The organism is Rhodococcus sp. MS16 (assembly GCF_013277795.1).
In the GTDB taxonomy this organism is placed as follows: domain Bacteria; phylum Actinomycetota; class Actinomycetes; order Mycobacteriales; family Mycobacteriaceae; genus Rhodococcus_F; species Rhodococcus_F globerula.
Genome location: NZ_VBTM01000003.1, coordinates 113,415 through 135,505, shown reverse-complemented (window position 1 = coordinate 135,505; position 22,091 = coordinate 113,415). Strand labels below are relative to the sequence as shown.

Genomic DNA, 22,091 nt, shown 5'->3' with positions numbered 1-22,091 from the left:
CGCAAGCGCGGGACTGCTACTCCTCGAAAAGTTGCCCGTCGTCCATACGCCACTTCCGGGTGCTGCGAGTGGAACTGAGCATCCGGCGATCGTGAGTGACAAGAAGCAACGTGCCCTCGAAGGATTCCATTGCCTGCTCGAGCTGCTCGATCGCCGGCAGGTCGAGGTGGTTGGTGGGCTCGTCGAGCACGAGCAGGTTGACCCCGCGGGCCTGGAGCAAAGCCAGTGCCGCCCTGGTTCTTTCGCCGGGGGAGAGGGACGCTGCCGACCGCAGCACGTGATGCCCGCGTAGACCGAATTTGGCGAGGAGAGTACGGACGTCGGCGTCGGGCCACTCCGGAACCTGGGCACCGAAAGCCTCGACCACCGGCTGATCACCCTCGAACAGCCCTCTGGCCTGATCGATTTCGCCGATAGCGACACCGGATCCGAGGGAAGCGATTCCCTCGTCCGGAGTGAGTTTGCCGAGCAGGACATTCAATAGGGTGGTCTTACCGGCGCCATTGGCGCCGGTGATGAGAATGCGGTCACCCCAATCGATTTGCGTCGTGACGGGTCCGAAGGTGAACTGGCCGCGGGTTACCTTGGCGCCGTTGGTGGTTGCGACCACAGATCCGGATCGGGGAGCGGCCGCGATTTCCATGCGCAACTCCCATTCCTTGCGAGGCTCCTCCACCACGTCGAGGCGCTCGATGCGGCGCTGAGTCTGACGGGCTTTGGCCGCTTGCTTTTCCGTCGACTCGGTACGCAATCCGCGGCCGATCTTGTCGTTGTCCTTGGCCTTACGGCGCGCATTGCGTACGCCGTGTTCCATCCAGTTGCGCTGCATCTGGGCGCGATCTTCGAGTTCGGACCTGGTGCCCGCATATTCTTCGAACGCCTCGCGGGCGTGCTGGCGAGCAATCTCACGCTCAGCAAGGTACGACTCGTACCCGCCGTCGTAGACGGCGATATTCTGTTGTGCCAGATCAAGTTCCACGATTCCGGTGACGGTGCGCGAAAGGAACTCGCGGTCGTGGCTCACCACAACCAGGGCCGCTCGCGTTTCTGCGACAAAGCGTTCGAGTTGCTCGAGGCCACGCAGATCGAGATCGTTGGTGGGCTCGTCGAGCAGCAGGATGTCGTAGCGAGAAAGCAGCAGCGACGCGAGGCCGGCGCGAGCCGCCTGACCACCGGACAGTGCCGTCATGTGTGCATCGAGGGGAACTCCGAGGCCCAGTTCGTCGACAACTTTCTCCGCGCGTTCCACCAGGTCTGCGCCGCCGAGTGTGAGCCAGCGCTCGAGCGCCGGCGAGTACAGGTCTTCCGCGGAATCCGCGAGGGTTTCCGCAGCGGCATTCATGACGTCTTCGGCGTGCGTGACTCCGGTGCGTCGGCCCAAGAATTCGAGAACGGTCTCACCTGCGATGCGGTCGGGTTCCTGCGCCAGGTAGCCAACAGCGGCGTCGGGTGGGCTGAGGGTGATCGACCCCTCCACATCAGCGGTTCCGGTTCCGGCCAGCGCTGTCAGGAGCGTCGACTTGCCCGCGCCGTTGGCGCCGACAAGGCCGATGACGTCGCCGGGGGCGACGGTGAGATCGAGATCGGAGAACAGGGTGCGTTCTCCCCGGGAAGCTGAGAGTCCGCTGATGCGCAGTGTTGCAGTCACAGGTGAAGTATCCCCTGTGCTGCGCACAGCGTCAGCGTCGCACCAGGTGATACCAGCACGGATGGGCCGCACGGGCAGGCAACGGCGCATCGGCCATATCGGCCGGATCACTCGACACCATGGTCCAGCCGTCGAAAGCTCGGGCGACGTCGTCCTTCGACACGCCATGCGGCATCGGCCATCGATGGCCTGGACTGAAGGCGAACATGATCAACGACGCTTCCGGTGCCGTGACGGCATTGACGGACTCCGCGTATTCACCGCGCTCGTGATCGTTCAGCCCGTGGAAGCATCCGATGTCCAGGACCAGCATGTGACCCGGGTCGACTGCGATGTGCAGATCGGTTGCGTCCTCATGCAGGAACCGAATGTTCGAGTGGGCCTCGCGGGCCCGGATCCGTGCTTTGTCCAGAGCTTCCTGCTCGTTGTCGACTCCGGTGACCTGCCAGCCACGCTTTGCCATGTCGATGGAGTGCTTTCCGGTTCCGCATCCGATGTCGAGGGCGCGCCCGTTGTCGGGGACGGGGATAAAGTCGAGTAGAGCGGACAGTTGGGTGTCAAAACCTCGCCGGGTGTGCTCCCACGGAGTCACTCCCACTTTGTAGGCGAGATGGTAGGGAAGATTCATCGCCGTCCCTTTCCCTCGAGGAGATTTCAAGGCGTGTCTTCCAAGGTAGACGGGGTTTTCGGGCAGGACAAGGGGGCATGCGCGGGAACACTCCACCGGTTTGCCGCGTTGACTGGGTATGACCGAACCACAAGACGTGACCACTGTTCCGAGCATTGTGTTGGCCGACGGCAAGGCCATACCCGCTTTGGGATTCGGTGTCTTCCAAGTGCCGGACGACCAAACTCGAGACGCCGTATCAACCGCCTTGCAGGCTGGTTATCGAAGTATCGACACCGCCAAGATCTACGGAAACGAGGCCGGTGTCGGGCAGGCGATTGCCGAGTCCGGTATCAACCGCGAAGACCTCTACATCACCACCAAACTGTGGAATGACGATCAGGGATACGAGTCGACGCTGGCGGCATTCGACGCGAGCCTCGAGCGACTCGGCCTCGATTACCTCGACCTCTACCTGATCCACTGGCCGGTGCCGTCGCAGGACCTTTACGTCGACACGTTCAAGGCATTCCAGAAGCTCAAGGCCGATGGTCGGGTGCGGTCGATCGGTGTTTCGAACTTCACCGTCGACAACCTCGAACGGGTGATCGGGGAGACGGGTGAGGTGCCGGTCCTCAACCAGATCGAATTACACCCCAAGTTCAACCAGTCCGAACTTCGCGCCTTCCATACCGGCAAGGGAATTGCCACCGAGGCGTGGAGTCCGCTCGGCCAAGGCACTCTGCTCACGGATCCCGTCATCACCGCGATCGCCGACGCCCATGGCGTGACCGCCGCTCAGGTTGTCATTCGTTGGCATCTGCAGATCGGCAACGTCGTGATCCCCAAGTCGGTGACACCGTCGCGTATCAAGGAGAACTTCGACGTCTTCGGATTTGCATTGACGCCGGACGAGATCAATGCTATTGGATCACTTGATGATCCGGCCGGTCGAATCGGTCCGAACCCGGCGGTGTTCGGGAGCTAGATCAACGAATACCTGCAATAAGGCAACGGCACTCCCACTATCGAGTGGGAGTGCCGTTGCCGTGTCGGATCAGTTCAGATGTGTGCGGTGCTCTGCGGTGAAAGCGATGTGTTCATCGGTGCGTCCGGTGCGGAGTTTCTCCACCCACTCGGGGTCGGCGAGAAGTGCGCGCCCGATGGCGACCATGTCGAATTCGCCGTCCTCGTACTGAGCTTCGAGACGCTCCAGTCCGGTGACATCGGATGCCGCGTCGGCGGTGAAGGCCGTGGTGAACACAGAATCGAGCCCGATGGATCCGACTGTGATGGTGGGCAGGCCGGTCAGCTTCTTCGTCCAGCCGGCGAGTCCAAGTTTGCTGTCGTCACCGCCCAGTTCGGCGAACGCCGGCTCCCAGTGTCGCCTCGTCGACGGGTGCAACACATCGACTCCCGCATCGACCAGCGGAGCGAGGATGCGCCCCAGTTCCGCCGGACTCTGGGCGATCCGAGCGTCGTACTGACCGGACTTCCACTGCGAGAAACGGTAGACGATCGCGAACTCGTTTCCGACAGCCTCTCGGATGGCAGCGACAACCTCAGCCGGGAAGCGAGTTCTGGCTTCGAGCGATCCGCCATATGTATCTGTGCGGACATTTGTTCCAGCCCAAAGGAATTCGTCCAGTAGGTAGCCGTGCGCGCCGTGTAGTTCCAGGCCGTCGAATCCGGTGCTCTGTGCGTTGAGGGCGGCATCTACCCAGGCCTGCTTCAGTGTTTCGAGATCAGACGTGGTGAATTCTCGTCCCAAGCGCGTGCCGTCGAGCGCCAAACCGGACGGGCTGACGGTCTCGGCCTCGGGATTGAGGCGGGAGTTCTCGCCGCGCTCGACACCCAGATGCCAGAGTTGCGGAATGATGGATCCGCCCTCGGCGTGGACGGCGTCGACAACCGAGCGCCAGCCGTCCAGGCTCGAGTCGCCGTAGATGCGCGGAACTCGGGTATGCGGGCCGGCGGCGGGGTCTGGGATGTACGTGCCTTCGGTGATGATCAGGCCGACACCACCGGCTGCCCGACGACGGTAATACTCGGCTACGTCGGCTCCGGGAATTCCGTCGGGCGAGAACGCGCGGGTCATCGGGGCCATGGCAAAGCGGTTACGCAACGAGAGTGATTTCACCTCGAAGGGCTGGAAGAGGCCGCGCAACGCGGAGGCCTCGGGGGCGTTCGAAGTGGGGGAAAGAGTCACAGGTCTGTTCAACGTGGCGGCCTCGACGACTATTCCGGGTGATGGCAGTCGATATTAGTTAGTGCAGTATTAGTTATCGCACTAACTAATCTGCTACGGTGTACTCATGACCACGCAGGAGTCGCTCACCGATCCGCTGGCACTCGACCGCCAGGTGTGTTTTGCGCTCGCCGTTGCGAACCGGGCCGTGCTGTCCGTGTACCGTCCGTTGCTCGAGCCGATGGGCCTCACGCATCCCCAGTATCTCGTGATGCTGGCGTTGTGGGGGAAGGCCCCGATGGCGGTCAAGGAAATCGGGCAAGCATTGCAACTCGATTCGCCGACGCTGTCACCGCTGCTCAAGCGTCTCGAGGCGTCCGGGCTGATCACGCGAACGCGGAGCCGGGCTGACGAGCGCCAACTCGACGTCGATCTCACCGAAGCTGGTGCAGCTTTGCGGAGCGAGGCGGAGAAGATTCCGCCGGCAGTGGTGGAGAAGCTTGGTGTGGGACTAGCTGAACTCGAAGAACTTCACACGGTGCTCACGCGTGTCAATGAAGCCGCGTTGCGTGCTGGAGCACTAGACCAATGAAAGGTAAGGATATGTCTACCGTGCCCGCAGGAAAACAGCGCACGTCACCGAATCCTATTCAGTGGCTTGGCTATTCGTTCGGTCGCAAGTTGCCGGATTCCATGCAGGAATGGGTGCGCAACGATCTGATCGGCGATTGGGCGGTGCCACGTCACCTCGTCCGCAGCATGGTGCCGTTCCTGCCGGTTTTTGCGGTTTTCATGCTGTTCCCGGGTCCGTGGGCGCTGCGAGCGTCCATGGTGCTTCTCGGAGTATTGCTGGCGTTGTTCTATTCCGTTTCCTACATGGCGCAGAACAGGTCTCGTCGACTCGAACGCCACGGCCTGCCCGCGGATCTGGAAAACCCGAAAAAGGTCACTCGTCACGACGCCGAGAAGGCCGCATACGACAAGCTGTACGGCCACAGTTAGTCGGGGCCGTACGAACTTCAGTCCCTAGTTGCGAATTCGCGTGCCTCGAATGCCAGATCGTCTGCAGCGGAATCCATGCGGGCGATCTCGCGATCAGGCACCGTCAGGACGGCGACGATCGGCACTGCCATCGCAAGAAGTCCGATGACAAAGACGGGGAAGAGGAACGCGAACACCTCGAGCCCGACGGGTGCGGGGGCGGACGTGTCGTGGACAACCTCCACCGCTGCCATACCGGTGTAGTGCATGCCGACCACGGCGACACCCATGATCACACCGGCGATCAATCGCATGACGGTGGATTCCATCACCATCGTGAACCACAACGCGGCGGTGCCGGCCACAACGGCGATCACCAGTGACAGTGCGACGAAGTACATGTTGTAGTTGATCTCACCCTGAAATCGCAAGGCCCGCATACCCGTGTAGTGCATGATGTTGACCGCGATGCCGACGAGGAAGCCGGCGGCCAGGAGCCGAGACCAGCGGAATTCTGTGCCGACGATCAACAAGCCGACAAATACTGCGGTCACGGACATCAGCGCCGAAATGATCGTCCAGGTCAGACTGTAGCGAATGGGACTGCCGGGCACGGCAAACCCGAGCATTGCGATGAAGTGCATCAACCAGATACCGACACCGCCGATGGACAGTGCGCCCATGAACAACCAGCGCAAGCGAGCTGCCGGGTGGGTGGCCGCCGCGCCGTGTCGGGTGCATGCCAATCCGATGACCGATCCCGAGACTGCAACGGCGAACGCCAGTCCGAGCAGCCAGATTCCCATCGAGAAATGGTGCATTTCATCCGACATGCCAGTTCCTTAGGTTTGTTGTTGTCAGAGGTGTCAGTACAGTGCTGCGGCCGCGATACGTTCGAGCGCGTACTCGGTGATCGTGATCAAGGCCTGCTTCGCAGATTCCCGGTTACGCGCGTCGATTTCGATCATCGGGACGCGGTTGGGCAGCGCGAGAGCCTGACGAAGATCACTCGCGGCGTGGATCGGAGCTCCGTCGAAACGGTTGACTGCCACGATGAACGGTAATCCGCGTGCTTCGAAGAAGTCGACAGCAGCAAAGCTGTCTTCGAGGCGACGTGTGTCGACGAGGATGACCGCTCCGATGGCGCCGGTGATGAGGTCGTCCCACATGAACCAGAACCGTCGTTGACCCGGTGTGCCGAACAGGTACAGGACCAAATCGTCGGCCAGCGTAATGCGGCCGAAATCCATTGCAACTGTTGTGGTGTCTTTGTTCGGTGTCGCGCCGAGGTGGTCGATGCCGTCACTGGCGTCTGTCACCAATGCTTCGGTGCGCAGCGGCACGATCTCGGAGACCGTCCCGACAAGGGTGGTCTTTCCGACACCGAAGCCGCCGGCGATCACGATTTTCGTCGAGGTGACGCGAGATGATGCGTCAGAGTGCCCGAAGTCCACTGAGGGTCCTTTCGATCAATTCGCGGCGCTCGACCGCAGTCGCATCGCTTCGCAGAGTGGCTTGTACTTCCAATGCCCCGGCGACGATCAGATCCGCCACCAGGACTCGGGCCACCCCGATCGGAACACCAAGGTGTGCACCGATTTCCGCGATGGAGATCCGCTGCTCGCAGAGGGAGACGATCGAGGTGCGAATGTCTTCAGGTGCAAGGCGCCCAGCGACGGCATCCTCCATCGTCGCGACAATCGCTTCGATGGGGAGGTCGATGGACGGCTGAGTCCGACCTTCGGTGAGCGCGTATGGACGAACCAGACTCGGTTCGGGGTCAACGCGTTCGGGGTGATTGGACATGAGTATCAAGAATCCCGACCCGAACGAGCGGCAATGTCCATCGTCGGGCCGACTCGGTCGACCAGAGTTGCCATTTCGTACCCGATCTGACCGATATCGCATCCCGCAACGGCCAGCGCGGCCAGGTAGGCGCCGCTGCCGACGCCCATCAGCAGTAGATAACCGTTCTCCATCTCGACAACTGATTGCAGGACCGCTCCGCCGTCGAACAACCGTGACGCACCGGCGGAGAGGCTGGCGAGTCCCGAAGTCACAGCGGCCAATTGGTCAGCTCGATCGAGCGGAAGGTGGGTGCTCGCAGCACTCAACAGTCCGTCGGCCGAGACGATGATCGCGTGGCTCACTCCCGGTACGTCGCGGGCGAAACCCGAAACCAACCAGTCGAGTGAGCGAGGAGTCTCTTGGGCTCCGGCTGAATTCACTGTTCTCCTTCATCGTTGCGCACATTCGCACCACTGGGCGTGGTCGACCCGACAGTATTCTCGGTGCTACGACGCCGTCCGCGACTGACGCCGGACTGGTAGTCGCTCCACCCGCGTCTGACGTTCTCCGGATCCGTGCTCTGGCGGTGAGTGCCCGAGCGCAATGGTGCATTGGTGCCGCCGACAGTGCCGGGAACCAACCTCGCACCACGATCACGGATGGGTAGACCGGAGTCGGCGATTCTGGTGACAGGCAATTCGAACGACGCCCGGGCCGCAAGCCACCCCTGGTCGGCTTCTGTTGTCCAGGCGACTTCACCTGTGGCAGAAGCTGTCCCCGCTGTCGGGTCGACCAGCCACTCGGACACCATGCGGGCGTAGATCGGTGATGCTGCCGGGGGAGCGGAGACGGGCGCATCGGAAGGTTCCGTTGCGCGTGCGCCGGTACGTGGTGGGAAACCGTCGCGCGCTCGAGAGGAGAAGAACGCCGCGGTGTTGGTCGGGGCGGTGGAGTTGAGTCGGTGCCTCGGTGCCGGTTCGGTGATTGGCTCCGGGGCAACAGTTTCCGCCGGAGCGACGAAATGCTCGGCAGGTGATGCACTCGGTTCGGGCGTCGGCGCCGCTGTGACGGGATCGCCGATTCCGGCTGCCCCGCTGGCACCTGGTGTGCGACGCGGCAGCCCGATCGGTTCGACAGGGGCGCTGGCGCCGAGTTGCGCGGTCACAGTTGTGGGAGCGCCTCCGACGGGCGTCGGCAGGACCGCCCTGACGGTGTTACCAGGCTGACGCTGCGGAAGTCCCGCAGCGGACATGGTGGGTGCTTGCGCGCCCATCGAATATGTCTCGGCCACTGTGGGTTCGGGAGCGCGCACAGGCTGAGCCGATAGCGGCGGTGCCTGAACGGGAGCAGCATTCCTGGCCGGAGCACCCTGGTGGGCCGGACTAGTGAACGGTGCAGTCACTGTGTCAGACGGATGCGCTTCGAGCAGTGCCGCGGGTAGGAGGATCGAGGCGGTGATGCCGGCGCGGTCGGGTGCATTGCCGGTGGGCCGCAGTCGAACGGAAATGTTGTGTCGCATACTGATCCGGCTGATGACGAACAGTCCCATGTGCCGGGCAGTGTCCGGCGTCATCTCGCCGCCCGAAGCCAGGCGCCCGTTGGCGTCGACAAGATCCGCGGTGGACATTCCCAGTCCCAGGTCGGCGACCTCCACGAGCATGGAGCCGTCGTTGGTGCGGGCCGCGTTGATGGTCACGGTCGACTCGGGCGGTGAGTATCGCAGTGCGTTGTCGAGGAGTTCGGCAACAATGTGTACGACGTCTGCGCTGGCTTGTCCGCTGATGACGGCGGACGGAATCTGACCGAGCCCGACGCGAAGGTAGTCCTCGACTCCGGAGACGGAGGCTCGCAGAGCGTCGGCAAGCTGGATCGGCGCGGTTCGACCGCGTCGACTTTCGGTGCCGGACAGGATGAGAAGGTTCTCGCCGTTGCGTCGCATTCGGGCCGCGATGTGGTCGAGGCGGAATAGGTTTTCGAGGCGCTTCGGGTCGTCTTCGTCCTGCTCGAGTTGCTCGATCAGGCCGAGTTGCTGTTCGACGAGGGACTTGTTGCGCCGTGACAGCGTTTCGAACATGTCGTTGACCTGGCGTCGCAGGGTTGCCTGTTCGCCTGCCAGGCTGATGGCCTGCCCGTGCATGTCGTCGACTGCGCGGGCAAGCTGTCCGATTTCCTCGTGAGTGTGGACGGGTACACGGGGGATTTCGAGGTCGCTGATCTTTTCGCCGGAGCGGATTCGTTCGATGGCCTCGGGCAGTCCGCGTCGTGATGCTTGCAGTGCCGCGAACCGGAGACGTCGGATGGGATCGACCAACGAGCGACTGATGATCAACGCGATCACGAGTGCGGCGAGGACAGCGGCGAGAACCAGGGCAGTGTCGCGCAGAGCTGCAGTTCGGGCAGTGTTGGATTCGGCGGTCACGCTGGTGCCGAACTGTTCGACGGCTGCGTCGGTGACCTCGTCGTACTGGTCGCTACTGGTTTGCAGTCCGATATCGACCTGACTGCTGAGCGGGGACGACGACGAGGTGGCGCCGATTTCGGCGATGCGGCTCTGTGCGGACGAACGCAGCGCGTTGACGGCCACTGCGGTCGGTGAGCTGTCCGATTCGTCTGGTGGTAGCACCTTGTCGAGTGCCGCTAGCTCCACGCCGGCGGTGGTGGCAAGCGCGGTGCGTGTTTGTTGATCGAGGCGGCCGGAGCCGAACAGAACGCGCTGATCGGACAATGCCCGACGTGCTTCCCACAGGGACGAGAACTCGCCGCCGCGCTGACGCAGAATGGGGCGCTGGGATGTATTGATGACGTCGGTGAATGCGCTCGAGATGTTGCTGGACACTTCATTGACGAGTGTGACGAGCCGTGCCGGTGCAACTGCGCCCGCTGCCACTTCGTCGACGATGGATGTGCTGTCCTCCAAAGCTCGGGTGACTTTGTCGTTGAGCACGTCGTCGGCCTGGAACGAGCGGCCGGCGGTGACAAGTTCCTGCATCGAATCGTTCACTGCCGTTGTGGCAGTCGTTGTTTCAGTGCCGGAAGAGGATGCGACTGCGAGGTCGTACAGAGCTTCCTCGAGGTGGAGGGCTGCGGGTACTGCGAGCACTCGTTCGGATGAGGAACTGAGCCTGGAGGCCTCGGCCAGTTCGGCCTGGATCCGGAAGGCGCCGAGTACGACGGCGATGAGCATCGGAACGGCAAGGACCGCGACGACCTTCCAACCGAGGCGCCACTCGCCGATCGACCACCAGGAGGTTGCTGTGTGTGCATCGTGTTTCATGCGGACCGCTTCCCCTTCATATTTGCCCCCTCGCCCAGTCCCCCGGATGGGTCACTGCGCGCACTCCTTCGAGCGCACGCAATCGAAGAAAGGTTAGCTGAACGGTAACAGACCGATCCGTGACAGGCTAGGCGTATGCCGGATTCCGGACCTTGGGCCGAAAATGTCCTGTCTGATCAGCTAAAGGACGAATCGGGCAAACGTAGCCAAATGGAAGCTGGATCAGCGAAGTTCGAGAAAGGACGTCAACTCAGCTGCAGCTGCCTGGCCGGCGCGGTTCGCGCCGATCGTCGACGAGGAGGGCCCGTAGCCAACCAGATGCACACGAGGATCGGAAGCCACCTGAGTTGCGAGGCGACCGCTCATCTCGATTCCGCCGCCGGTCCCACGCAGTCGAAGCGGCGCCAGGTGGTCGAGCGAACTCCGAAACCCAGTGCACCACAAGATGACATCGGCATACACGGTTGTGCCGTCGGCCCATCGCACCCCGTCCGGAAGGATCTCCGAGAACATCGGTCGTCGCGTCATCACGCCACGTTCGCGTGCCGCACGAATGGCAGGCGTCACCGGAAGGCCGGTGACCGACACGACCGACCCTGGCGGCAAACCGCGTCGTACTCGGTCCTCGACCATGGCGACGGCATCCCGACCGATCTCCGGGGAAAACGGTTCGTCGCGGAACTCCGGTTCGCGACGCGTCACCCACGTGGTGGTCGTTACCTGTGAAATCTCGTCGAGCAATTGCACCGCGGAGATGCCACCACCGACAACAACAACATGTTTGCCCGCGAACTCGTTGGCCGAGTAGTAGTCCTTGGTGTGTAATTGGCGCCCACGGAACGACGCGGCACCACGGTAGTAAGGAATGAACGGGCGCTCCCAGGTTCCGGTCGCATTGATCAGCCCGCGGGCCGCGTAGACGCCGTGGTCGGTCTCGATCCGTAGACGTTCCTGCCTCGGACACACCACTCGCGTATGGACGGGTCGGTGGACGGGCAGTTCGAATTGCTTCTCGTACAACTCGAAGTAATGGGGTACCGCAACCGACGCCGGTACCTGCTCGGCGTCGGTTCCCGTTGTTTCCGCGAACGACATACCCGGGAGATCGTGAACTCCGTTGACGGTGCTCAAGGTCAGGCTCGGCCACCGAAACTGCCAGGCACCGCCGGGACCGGCTGCGTGATCGAGCACGACAAATCCCGATTCGGGTAGAACAGAGAACTTGCGGAGGTGGTACGCCGCGGACAATCCGCCCTGGCCGGCGCCGATCACCACGATGTCGACATCGACGCTCTCGCTGCGTCCCTCGTCACTATCGTTCGTACTCATCGGTAATCTAACCTCCTGATGCGCAGAACTCTGCGGTGAGAGAACTACGTGGTCGGCAAACTGCATTCGGATCAACCCTTGCGCACGAGCCTTCCAGAAAAGAAAGTGAGCGGACATGATCGGGACTTCCCGTGACGGCAATGTCGTGACCATCGAATTGCAGCGTCACGAGCGTCGCAACGCGCTCAGTGCGGAACTCTGCATCGCGATCAAGGACGCAGTGAATGCCGCCGTCGCCGATCGCGCTCACGTCATCGTGATCACCGGACAGGGGTCCGCATTCTGCGCCGGTGCCGACCTGTCCGGTGACGTGTACATGGAAGGCTTCACCGACCGACTTTTCGAGATGCTCCGCTCGATCGACACGGCGCCGATCCCGGTGATCGCCGCGGTCAACGGTCCGGCCATCGGTGCAGGCACGCAGCTGGCCATTGCCTCCGACCTGCGTGTTGTCGCCCCGGCTGCGCGGTTCGGCATTCCAGCGGCGACGCTGGGTGTGTCTGTCGACAAATGGACGATGCGACGGTTGGCGTCACTCGTCGGCGGTGGCCCCGCTCGCACCGTTCTCCTCGGCATCGAGCAGATCGGCGCCGAAGAAGCATTCAACCGCGGACTTGCCAACAAGATCGGCACCCTCGACGACGCCCAGGAATGGGCGCACCGCATCGCCAACCTCGCACCACTGTCCTTGCGTCATATGAAGATGGTCCTCAACGACGACGGAACGATGGAAGAACAGTCGCCCGAGCAACTCGACGCACTGCACGCCGCGTGGCTCAGTGACGACGTGCAGGAAGCCCGCGCCGCCCGCATCGAAAACCGCCCACCGGTCTTCAAGGGCAAATAGTCGCGTCCCGCTCCGAAGGCAAATAGTCGCTAGTCTGGGCCCAATGAAGACGACGACGCTTCTCGGTGCTGCCGCGATCACCGCGGCAGCAGGATGGATAGCCCGCGCCGCATGGGGAATCCCGACGCAGATCGGGGCGTCGCGCAATGCGGTGCAACCCTATGCGGCGATGTCACCTCGATATCGGAATCGTCAGTTCCACAATTCGGACCCCAGCAGCGTGCTCGTGCCGGGCACCGATGCCGGGATGGCAAAGTCGTTGCTCACCCGCGGTTCGACGGGTCGGCCTCGCGCGCCCATCCCGTTGGCGACGCCGCTCGCACCGGCTCAGGCCGGGGGAGCAGCTGTCACCTGGTACGGGCATTCGAGTGTCCTCGTCGAGGTCGATGGCTACCGGGTGCTAGCCGATCCCGTGTGGAGTGAGCGTGTATCACCTTCTGCCACAGTCGGTCCCGCGCGTATGCATGCCGCTCCGGTGGCGTTGGCGGACCTCCCGAGCGTGGATGCGATTGTCATCTCCCACGATCATTACGACCACCTCGACATGGAGACGGTCAAGACTCTGACCCGCACCCAGGCGGCGCCCTTTGTGGTGCCGATCGGGATCGGCGCGCATCTGCGGCATTGGAAGGTGCCGGAGAACCGCATCGTCGAATTGGACTGGGACGAGTCGACGACTATCGGTGACCTGGTGCTTACCTGCACCGAAGCTCGACACTTTTCCGGGCGAGGTCTTGTCCGCAACGCGACCCAGTGGGCATCGTGGGTGTTTGCCGGGCCGAAGCATCGAGTGTTCTTCGGAGGGGACAGCGGATACACACCGCGGTTCGCGGAACTCGGCACCACGTACGGGCCTTTCGACCTGACCCTCCTGCCTGTCGGCGCATACGACGTGCGGTGGCCGGACATCCACATGAACCCGGAAGAAGCGGTTCAGACCCACGCGGATCTCAACTGCGGCGACCCCACGCGCGGGGTGTTTGTTCCGATTCACTGGGCTACGTTCAATCTGGCGTTCCACTCGTGGTCCGAGCCGATCATCCGGTTGACCGAAGCTGCCGCCGATGTCGGCACGACGGTGGCGGTGCCGATGCCGGGTGGACGGATCGATGCGCTGTCCGCGCAACCGCCGACAAAATGGTGGATTCCCCTGGGGTAACCGATCGACTCGAGGCGGCGATCGGAGTCGGACCCGGTTTTGTCTCGGCGAGTGCGTAATCTTTGACCATGGCTCACGAGCACATCGGTTCAGAAGGCACGGCGACCTCGATCGCGACGGACGGTGACGGGGATGCCGTCGACGTTGTCCGGGGCCTGACCGCAGATCAAGTTGCGTCGCGGATCGCGTCGGGGCAGACCAACGACGTACCCGATCGGGCGTCTCGTTCGGTCAAGGACATCGTTCGCGGCAATGTGTTCACGAGGATCAACGCGATCCTGCTGGTGCTGCTGGTGATTGTTCTGGCAACCGGCTCCGTGATCGACGGAATGTTCGGACTGTTGATCATCGCGAACAGCGGTATCGGCATCATCCAGGAGATCCGCGCCAAGAAAACGCTGGACGCCTTGGCGATCGTCAGTCAAGCGAAGCCCATGGTCCGGCGTGACGGTATTGCTGTTGCGTTGGCCCCCAAAGATGTTGTGCTCGATGACATTATCGAATTGGGTTCGGGCGATCAGATTGTCGTCGACGGCGAAGTGGTGTCGTCGTCGGCGCTCGAAGTGGACGAGTCGTTGCTCACCGGTGAAGCAGATCCGGTACACAAGAGCGTCGGTGAGTCGATACTCTCGGGCAGTTTTGTCGCCGCGGGCAGCGGCGCGTATCGCGCCACCAAGGTCGGGGGCGACGCGTATGCCGCGAAGCTCGCGGAAGAGGCCAGCAAGTTCACGCTCGTTCATTCGGAACTGCGCAGCGGCATCGACCGCATTCTGAAATTCATCACGTACCTGATGATCCCGGCTGGTGCGCTGATCATCTACAACCAGCTGTTCTCGAGCGGTGAGTCCCTCGGTCCGGCTCTGAACGGCATGGTCGCGGCCCTCGTCCCGATGGTCCCCGAGGGCCTGGTGCTCATGACGTCCATCGCTTTTGCCGTCGGCGTCATTCGATTGGGCAAGCGGCAGTGCCTCGTTCAGGAATTGCCCGCGATCGAGGGGCTCGCTCGCGTCGACGTCGTGTGTGCAGACAAGACGGGAACCCTGACCGAGAACGGTATGCGGCTATCGGAGTTGAAACTCGCCGACGGGTCTGCCGACGAGTCGGTGATCAAGGCCGCGCTCGCCGCGATGGCTGCGTCCGACCCTCGGCCGAACGCCAGTGTTCTGGCGATCCGTGAGTCCCTGACCGACGACGCAGGCTGGGGTGAAGCTACATCGGTGGCACCGTTCTCATCTGCGAAGAAGTGGAGCGGGCAGTCGTACGGCGTCCACGGCAACTGGGTGCTCGGTGCTCCGGACGTGCTCCTCGATCCGTCGTCGGAGATGGCCCGTCTGGCAGAAGAAGTCGGCTCAAGCGGACTTCGTGTTCTCATGTTGGGCAGCAGCAACCTGCCGGTCGACGACAGCGACGCTCCGGGCGTCGTGACACCGGAAGCCTTGGTTGTCCTCGAGCAGAAAGTTCGCCCGGACGCGCAGGAAACGTTGGAGTACTTCGCAAGTCAACGGGTAGCCGTCAAGGTCATCTCCGGTGACAATGCCGTGTCCGTCGGTGCAGTGGCAGGTTCGCTCGGACTCGAAGGCGGCGATCGACCAATCGATGCGCGTGAGCTTCCGAGCGATCAGGAGAAACTGGCCGACGTACTTGACGGCGCAACCACCTTCGGACGCGTTCGCCCGGATCAGAAGCGAGAGATGGTTGCGGCCTTGCAGTCTCGCGGCCACACCGTCGCGATGACCGGCGACGGGGTCAACGACGTCCTGGCCCTCAAGGACGCCGACATCGGAGTCTCGATGGGATCCGGCAGTCCCGCGACGCGCGCTGTCGCTCAGATCGTGCTGTTGGACAACAAGTTCGCGACGTTACCGTACGTGGTGGCCGAAGGCCGTCGAGTGATCGGCAATATCGAACGTGTCTCCAACCTGTTCCTGACCAAGACCGTGTACTCGGTGGTTCTCGCGTTCCTGATCGGAATCACCGGTGTGCTGTCGAAGATGCTCGACTTCGAACCGCTGTCGTACCCGTTCCTGCCGCGCCACGTCACCATCGCGGCCTGGTTCACGATCGGTATCCCCGCGTTCATTCTTTCGCTGGCACCGAACAACGAACGGGCCCGTTCCGGCTTCGTGCCACGCGTGATGCGACTGGCGTTGCCGTCGGGAATCATTATCGGCGTCACCACCTTCATCGCGTACGTGCTCGCGCACCGTAATCACGATCTGACACCTGAGCAGGAAGGCACCACTGCTCTGATCACGTTGATCATGATCGCGCTGTGGGTACTGGCCGTCGTTGCGCGACCGTACGTGTGGTGGAAGTTGGTGCTGATCGGTGGTTCAGTCGCCGGCTACCTGATCTTGTTCGCGTTGCCGTTCACCCGTGAGTTCTTCAAGTTGGATCCGAGCAATGTGGCAGCAACTACACTCGCGATCACTCTCGGTGCGGTAGGCGTCGTATTGGTGGAGGTGTCCTGGTGGGTCAGTGCCCGGTTGCACGGTGAGAAGCGAAAGCTGTTCACCACGCCGGACGATCTGCCCGGGGAACACCATCACGCGGAGGCGCAGAAGTAGTTTCCAGCCCCCCACCTTGATGGCGCCACATCGTTCGACCTGTGAGAATCTATGTGTGTGCGGAGGTTCTACTTTCCGCAGCAGGATGTGCATGAGCACCGGGAGAGGACACAAAATGGGTTTCTTGGACAACGTCAAGGGTCTGGTCGAGAAAGGCCAGGAACTTGCCTCGGAGAACTCCGACAAGGTTCACGACGCAATCGACAAGGTCGCCGACATCGCCGATAACAAGACCGGCGGAAAGTACGGCGATCAGATCGACAAGGCAGCCGAGGCTGCCAAGAAGGCTGTTCCCGAAAAGGAGTAGCCCGCCAGCAATCAGGAGCCCACACCTCGACGAGGTTGTGGGCTCCTGTGCGTCCGCTGGGTGACTTGTCAGTCTGGGCGGGCACAATGAACGGGTGAACTTCACCTGGATTCTGCTGGTCGTCATCGCCGCCATCGCAGTGACAGGGCTGGCGAACCGCCGAAATCTTCAGGCGCCTCTGGTTCTGGTAGCTGTGGGTTCGGTCGCGTCGTTCATCCCGGGAATGCCTCGGCCCGAACTCGATCCACACGTCATTCTGGGTGTAGTACTTCCGCCGTTGCTCTATTCGGCTGCGCTGAAATTCTCGGTGGCGACGTTCAAACGCAACCTCGCGGCGATCTTGCGTCTGGGTGTCGGGATGGTCCTCGTGACGGCCTTCGTGGTCGCCTTCTTCGCCGAATGGCTGGTGCCGGAATTCACGATCGGTGCGGCACTGGTGCTCGGCGCGGTGATCGCACCCACCGACGCGGTCAGCGCCGTGGCAGTGGGACAGAAACTCGGATTGCCCAAGCGCGTCATCGCAATTCTCACGGGTGAAGGTCTGGTCAACGACGCTACTGCGTTGACGTTGTTCACCGTCGCCGTCGCCGCGGTGACAGGTACTCGGATCGCCACGGATTCGCCGTTGCTGTTCTTCGCCTACGAAGTGGTCGGCGGAGTAGCAATCGGCCTGGTTCTTGCATTCATCGTGAAATTCGTACGCGCTCGGATGTACGATTCGCCGCTCGAAACGGGTTTGGGCCTGGTACTTCCGTTTGCCGCGTATCTAGCCGCGGAAGAACTCCATGCGTCGGGTGTTCTCGCGGTTGTGGTCGCGGGCTTGGTGATCGGGCACTATTCGACGGATGCCTCGATCATGACGAGGCTGCAGGAACGGTCCGTCTGGTCGAGCCTCGACACGCTACTCGAGATGTTCGTCTTCGCCTATATGGGCCTGCAGTTGAGCTTCGTGATCGACGATGTCGTCAACGACGGTCTTCCGGCGGTCAACGTAATCCTGTACGGGCTCGCGGTGTTGGCGGTGGTCATCGTGATCCGGCCGCTGTGGTTGTTCCTGAGCTACTCCCGGGTGCGATTCGGAATAACGTTGCGCCGTGGGCAGCGTCAGAAACAGTTGACGTGGAAACAGAACGTAGTCGTGTCCTGGGCCGGGATGCGCGGCGTGGTCACTCTTGCCGCGGCCGGCGGTATTCCGTTTGCACTCTCCTCCGGTGAACCGTTTCCCGGCCGCGGTGTGATCCAGGCGATCGCCTTCATCGTTGCGGTGGGAACGCTGCTCCTGCAAGGTTCCACACTGCCGTTCCTGATCCGCAGACTGGACGTTGCCGATCCCTACGAACAGTTGCGCACGCAGGAGCAAATGGAGTTGGCGCGCACCATCTCTCGTCAAGCCGGTGAGAAAGCGCTGGCCGACGTGGTGGCCAGTCCACCGCCAGGCGTCGCCGGCGCCGAACTTCAGGCAATCATCGAACGCGTGCGACGCTCGATGCAGGCCAGACTCCAAGTGCAGGAGACGGACGAGAACAACGATCGCGACACGGCGATGTGGAATGCGGGTGCATTGTTCGACAAGTTTCGGCATCAGTCGTTGCGCACACAGCGCATGGCGTTGATTGCCGCGAGGGACGACGGTGATCTCGACGACGAGGTATTGCGTACCGTGTTGGAGAGTCTTGATCTCGAAGAGGCTGCAGCTGAGGAACGGGTACGGCGCCGCCGCGCTCGCGCGGCGGCCGGAGGGGATGGCACAGCATGAGTGCACGACTGCGGCACGTGATCTGGGGGACGCTCGCGGCGAGTGCCCTTGTGGTGAGTTCGGCCTGTGGATCTGCAGGAACCGAGGAGACAGCGGGAACGCAGACGCAGTCCACCACATCTGTCGCGCAGGCTCTGCCCGCCCCGGTGAGCGCAGCACGCGGCGTTGTCTTCGAGGACCAACCGTTTGCGACAACCGCTGCCGCCGGAGCGAGCGCCCGGAAGATTCTGTACGGCTCCACATCCGGCGTCGACGGTCGCGAAACACAGGTGTCGGGAACGGTATTCACCCCACCCGGAACTCCTCCCGAAGGTGGCTGGCCCATCGTCTCCGTCGGCCACGGCACCACGGGAATCTCGGACGATTGTGCACCGTCAACTTCGCCGACGCTCCTCGGAGCGATGGGGCTGGTGGAGCCGCTGCTGAACGCGGGTTACGTTGTTGCGGTCTCGGACTTCGAGGGGCTCGGGACTCCTGATCCGCACCCGTACCTGCAACCGGATACCGCCGCCTACAACGTGATCGACGCGGTGCGCGCGGCACGCAACATCGTGCCGGACACGTCGGACAGGTGGGCCACGTTGGGACTCTCGCAAGGTGGTCAGGCGTCGTGGGCAGCTGCGGAGAAGGCAGGCGAATACGGGGACGGGCTCGAATTTGTCGGTGCGGCAAATCTTTCGCCCGCGGCCGACATCTCGCCGATCATCACCAGTGGGGCGGATGTGAATCTGTCACTGCCCCAACAATTGTTGCTGCCGTACGTTCTCGAGGGTCTGTCGCTGTCCCATCCGGATCTCGAGCGTGACGACTACGTACACGGAGCGTTTGCGGAGAATTACGAACTGCTGTCGTCGTGCCTCACGGCCAGGGCGCCCGAGAAGTTGTCGTTGGTGGGGAAGGTGACGCCGGCCGATACGCGCCCGGCTACTGACGCCGATGCCGATCGAATTCACGGCTGGCTGAGCGACATCGCGCTGCCGCGTGGGCAAGCGAGCGGCCCGATGTATGTGGTGGTCGGGGCAAACGACAACCTGATTCTCCCCGAGTGGACCGAGGCAGCGGTGGCCCGGGCTTGTTCGGACGGCGACGTGATCGAGTTCGTGTCACGGCCCGGGGAGGGGCATGCCGACGGCCGGGCCGTTCCCGGCGCCGTTCAATGGATTCAGGATCGTTTCAGCGGCGTACCTGCGCCCACTACCTGCGGGGCCTAGATGAGTCCGACGGTCGCGGTCCTGTTTGCCTGCGTGGTTGCCCTTCTCAGCGCGGCTCTGGCGGCGGTCTGGATGCGGACCAGACGCGAGGTCACCTCACCCACCGAACGAGCGGTGCACACGGCGCTGCATACGGCTTCCCTTGCCGCGCGGCCACTTCGGCGCGGACTCGACAGTGAATCGGCTGCCGAAGCGGCACCCCACTTGCGTGAATTGACCGGCGCTCGAGGTTTGGGCATCACCGACGCGGCGGGAGTTGTGCTGGCGTGGAACGGGCCGCACGAATCGATGGCCGAACAATTCCACGATGCGGCACTGCGGGCGATCGAAGGTGAGCGCCGAGTACTCGTGACCCATTCGGACCTGGTGCGGGGCAGTGACGATCACGCGGTGCGTGCCTTGATCGCCCAGCCGCTTCTCATCGAGGACAGCGGCGTTGTCGGGGTATTGGGGATCGTGACGACGGAGGACCCATGGCCCGGCATGCTCGGCGCGATCACGGAGGTCGCGCGCTACGCGTGCAGCCAAATCGAACTTGCGGATCTCGATGCGTCGCGGGCGCGTCTCGACCGAGCGGAAGTGCGGGCACTGCGCGCGCAGATCAGCCCACATTTCATCTACAACGCACTCAATACCGTGGCGTCGTTCGTTCGTACCGATCCGCCGCGGGCGCGTGAGCTGATCCTCGAGTTCGCCGATTTCACGCGCTACTCGTTCCGCTCGGCGGGTGAGTTCACCTTGCTTGCCGACGAACTGCGCAACATCGATCGCTACCTGACTCTCGAGCGGGCCAGGTTCGGTGATGCCCTGGACGTGCGACTGCAGGTGGCGCCCGAAGTGCTCAACGTGGTCCTGCCGTTCCTGGCGCTGCAACCACTGGTGGAGAATGCCGTCCGGCACGGTATCTCCGGCAAACCGGAGGGCGGCACCATCAGCATCGTGGCGGCAGACGAAGGCCCGGACTGCGTCATCAGCGTCGAGGACGACGGCGTCGGTATGGACCCGGACATGCTGCGGTTCGGTTCCCTCGACGCCATCGAATCCGGGGCCGGCCGCCCCAGCGCCCGGGAGGCCGCGCACGTGGGTCTGGCCAACGTCGACGATCGCCTGCGTGCGGCGTTCGGCAACGATTACGGCCTGGTGGTGGAGACCGCGCCGGGAGCCGGAACCAAGGTCAGCATGCGCGTGCCCAAGTTCAAGCAGGGCATTCGGGTGTGATCGGCGGCTTTGTGGGTTCGGTGCGGGTAACCGTGGGAATATGGGTGTGCTGTGAATGAGACTGACATAGGTGCCCAACTGACCGTGCTTGCCGTCGACGACGAGAAACCGGCGCTCGACGAGCTGGCTTTCCTGCTGCGCGCGCAAGAATCGGTGGCGCACGTCCACACTGCGTCGGATGCAACGACGGCGCTGCGGATCCTTCGTGACGGTGGCATCGACGGCGTTTTTCTCGACATCAACATGCCAGGACTGGACGGTTTGGAACTGGCCGGGATTCTTTCCAATTTTGCGACACCGCCGCCGGTTGTCTTTGTGACCGCACACGACGATCGGGCAGTGGCCGCCTTTGATCTCGGTGCGGTCGACTACCTTCTCAAGCCGCTGCGCGAAGAGCGGCTGGCGCAGGCGGTGAGCCGAATCGTGGGTCGCGCGGGGCGTAATCAGGCGGGCGCACAAGCCGATGCCGCACCCAGCGACGAAGTGATTCCGGTGGAACTCGGCGGCGTCACGACGCTGGTGCAGCGCTCGGCGGTGGAATGGGTCGAAGCCGACGGAGACTACGCGCGGTTGCATACGGCGGGTAAGTCGCATCTGGTGCGGATCCCGATTTCCACCCTCGAATCCCGTTGGGCCGATGCGGGTTTCCTGAGGGTTCACCGTTCGTACCTGGTGTCCCTTGCCTTGGTGACCGGAATTCGCACCGTCGGGAGTGGTTTGGTGGTGACTCTTCGCCCACACAGCGGTAAGCCGCCGGTGGAGTTGCCGGTGAGCCGTCGGCATACCCGCGAGTTGAAGGATCGGTTGGTGCGCACCCCCAAGCAGAGTTGGTTGGCGCGGTGAGTGGGCACACCGATCCGCCTGCGCGTCAGCGGGTGGTGCTGGCGCAGCGTCACGGCGCCCGCATCGTGCGTACCCGGGTAGAGGTGCAGGAACAGACCGAGGTCGGCGACGCCATGATCCGGGGTCTGGTTCGTGCTCAGTTGGGCCTGGCGATCCGGCTGGCTGTGGTCGTAGCCGGATCATTGTGCGCGATACCGCTGTCGACCATGCTTTTTCCGGCGCTGTCGGATTACTCGGTGTGGGGGATCAGGCTTCCGTGGTTGGTGATGGGCGGCGCCGTGTTGCCCTTGCTGCTGATCACCGGGTGGGTGTTCGTGCGTCGGGCTGAACGCAACGAGCAGGACTTCACCAATCTCGTGGACGACTGA

At 62.9% G+C, this 22,091-nt stretch carries 21 protein-coding genes; 12 read left to right on the top strand and 9 right to left on the bottom strand.

Going from position 1 to position 22,091, the window contains the following annotated elements; translation table 11 throughout:
* Positions 1-16: 16 nt before the first annotated feature.
* On the bottom strand, positions 17-1,648 hold the full coding sequence (locus FEZ60_RS05615; protein ID WP_033234137.1) for an ABC-F family ATP-binding cassette domain-containing protein: 1,632 nt from the start codon (positions 1,646-1,648) through the stop codon (positions 17-19).
* A 31-nt stretch (positions 1,649-1,679) separates the two neighbouring features.
* A complete protein-coding gene (locus FEZ60_RS05610; protein WP_033234138.1) occupies positions 1,680-2,276 on the bottom strand; it encodes a class I SAM-dependent methyltransferase in 597 nt (198 codons plus the stop codon).
* 118 nt (positions 2,277-2,394) lie between these two features.
* Between FEZ60_RS05610 and FEZ60_RS05605 the strand changes: the two genes are divergently transcribed.
* A complete protein-coding gene (locus FEZ60_RS05605) occupies positions 2,395-3,243 on the top strand; it encodes an aldo/keto reductase (RefSeq protein WP_092806665.1) in 849 nt (282 codons plus the stop codon).
* A 69-nt stretch (positions 3,244-3,312) separates the two neighbouring features.
* On the opposite strand, the gene FEZ60_RS05600 is transcribed toward FEZ60_RS05605, so the two are convergent.
* A complete protein-coding gene (locus tag FEZ60_RS05600) occupies positions 3,313-4,464 on the bottom strand; it encodes an NADH:flavin oxidoreductase (protein WP_051730468.1) in 1,152 nt (383 codons plus the stop codon).
* Positions 4,465-4,570: 106 nt separating this feature from the next.
* Between FEZ60_RS05600 and FEZ60_RS05595 the strand changes: the two genes are divergently transcribed.
* Together FEZ60_RS05595 and FEZ60_RS05590 are read left to right on the top strand one after the other, a co-directional pair.
* A complete protein-coding gene (locus tag FEZ60_RS05595) occupies positions 4,571-5,035 on the top strand; it encodes a MarR family transcriptional regulator (RefSeq protein WP_033234140.1) in 465 nt (154 codons plus the stop codon).
* Positions 5,036-5,046: 11 nt separating this feature from the next.
* Positions 5,047-5,445 carry a DUF5313 family protein gene (locus FEZ60_RS05590; protein ID WP_242484456.1) on the top strand — a complete coding sequence of 133 codons (399 nt, stop codon included), beginning with the start codon at positions 5,047-5,049 and terminating at the stop codon, positions 5,443-5,445.
* A 17-nt stretch (positions 5,446-5,462) separates the two neighbouring features.
* On the opposite strand, the gene FEZ60_RS05585 is transcribed toward FEZ60_RS05590, so the two are convergent.
* From FEZ60_RS05585 to FEZ60_RS05560, 6 genes are all read right to left on the bottom strand, one after another.
* A complete protein-coding gene (locus tag FEZ60_RS05585) occupies positions 5,463-6,257 on the bottom strand; it encodes an MHYT domain-containing protein (RefSeq protein WP_092806673.1) in 795 nt (264 codons plus the stop codon).
* A gap of 33 nt (positions 6,258-6,290) precedes the next feature.
* Positions 6,291-6,878 carry an ATP/GTP-binding protein gene (locus FEZ60_RS05580; protein ID WP_033234142.1) on the bottom strand — a complete coding sequence of 196 codons (588 nt, stop codon included), beginning with the start codon at positions 6,876-6,878 and terminating at the stop codon, positions 6,291-6,293.
* Complete coding sequence (locus FEZ60_RS05575) at positions 6,859-7,230, bottom strand: DUF742 domain-containing protein (RefSeq protein ID WP_033234143.1); 372 nt, start codon at positions 7,228-7,230, stop codon at positions 6,859-6,861. Before FEZ60_RS05575 ends, FEZ60_RS05580 begins: the two co-directional genes overlap by 20 nt.
* A 5-nt stretch (positions 7,231-7,235) precedes the next feature.
* Positions 7,236-7,652 (bottom strand): roadblock/LC7 domain-containing protein, encoded by a 417-nt coding sequence (locus tag FEZ60_RS05570; protein ID WP_033234144.1) that lies wholly within the window; start codon positions 7,650-7,652, stop codon positions 7,236-7,238.
* A complete protein-coding gene (locus FEZ60_RS05565; protein WP_172935716.1) occupies positions 7,649-10,486 on the bottom strand; it encodes an ATP-binding protein in 2,838 nt (945 codons plus the stop codon). Before FEZ60_RS05565 ends, FEZ60_RS05570 begins: the two co-directional genes overlap by 4 nt.
* A gap of 222 nt (positions 10,487-10,708) precedes the next feature.
* Positions 10,709-11,815: an NAD(P)-binding domain-containing protein gene (locus FEZ60_RS05560; protein WP_172935715.1), complete on the bottom strand. Its 1,107-nt coding sequence runs from the start codon at positions 11,813-11,815 to the stop codon at positions 10,709-10,711.
* Positions 11,816-11,930: 115 nt separating this feature from the next.
* On the opposite strand from FEZ60_RS05560, the gene FEZ60_RS05555 reads away from it, so the two are divergent.
* The 9 genes from FEZ60_RS05555 (at position 11,931) to FEZ60_RS05515 (ending at position 22,091) form a co-directional block, all read left to right on the top strand.
* Positions 11,931-12,662, top strand: coding sequence for an enoyl-CoA hydratase (locus tag FEZ60_RS05555; RefSeq protein ID WP_045069110.1), 732 nt, complete (start codon positions 11,931-11,933; stop codon positions 12,660-12,662).
* Between the two features lie 43 nt (positions 12,663-12,705).
* Complete coding sequence (locus tag FEZ60_RS05550) at positions 12,706-13,821, top strand: MBL fold metallo-hydrolase (RefSeq protein WP_172935714.1); 1,116 nt, start codon at positions 12,706-12,708, stop codon at positions 13,819-13,821.
* Positions 13,822-13,889: 68 nt separating this feature from the next.
* A complete protein-coding gene (locus FEZ60_RS05545; protein WP_242484455.1) occupies positions 13,890-16,388 on the top strand; it encodes an HAD-IC family P-type ATPase in 2,499 nt (832 codons plus the stop codon).
* A gap of 115 nt (positions 16,389-16,503) precedes the next feature.
* On the top strand, positions 16,504-16,695 hold the full coding sequence (locus FEZ60_RS05540) for an antitoxin (protein WP_033234149.1): 192 nt from the start codon (positions 16,504-16,506) through the stop codon (positions 16,693-16,695).
* Between the two features lie 94 nt (positions 16,696-16,789).
* Positions 16,790-18,451, top strand: a complete 1,662-nt coding sequence (locus FEZ60_RS05535) for a Na+/H+ antiporter (protein WP_033234150.1) — start codon at positions 16,790-16,792, stop codon at positions 18,449-18,451.
* Positions 18,448-19,662 (top strand): lipase family protein, encoded by a 1,215-nt coding sequence (locus FEZ60_RS05530; RefSeq protein ID WP_095888404.1) that lies wholly within the window; start codon positions 18,448-18,450, stop codon positions 19,660-19,662. Before FEZ60_RS05535 ends, FEZ60_RS05530 begins: the two co-directional genes overlap by 4 nt.
* Positions 19,663-20,880: a histidine kinase gene (locus FEZ60_RS05525; protein WP_116102162.1), complete on the top strand. Its 1,218-nt coding sequence runs from the start codon at positions 19,663-19,665 to the stop codon at positions 20,878-20,880.
* Positions 20,881-20,931: 51 nt separating this feature from the next.
* Positions 20,932-21,723, top strand: a complete 792-nt coding sequence (locus FEZ60_RS05520) for a LytTR family DNA-binding domain-containing protein (protein ID WP_045069117.1) — start codon at positions 20,932-20,934, stop codon at positions 21,721-21,723.
* A complete protein-coding gene (locus tag FEZ60_RS05515; RefSeq protein ID WP_033234377.1) occupies positions 21,720-22,091 on the top strand; it encodes a hypothetical protein in 372 nt (123 codons plus the stop codon). The genes FEZ60_RS05520 and FEZ60_RS05515 overlap by 4 nt, the downstream gene beginning before the upstream one ends.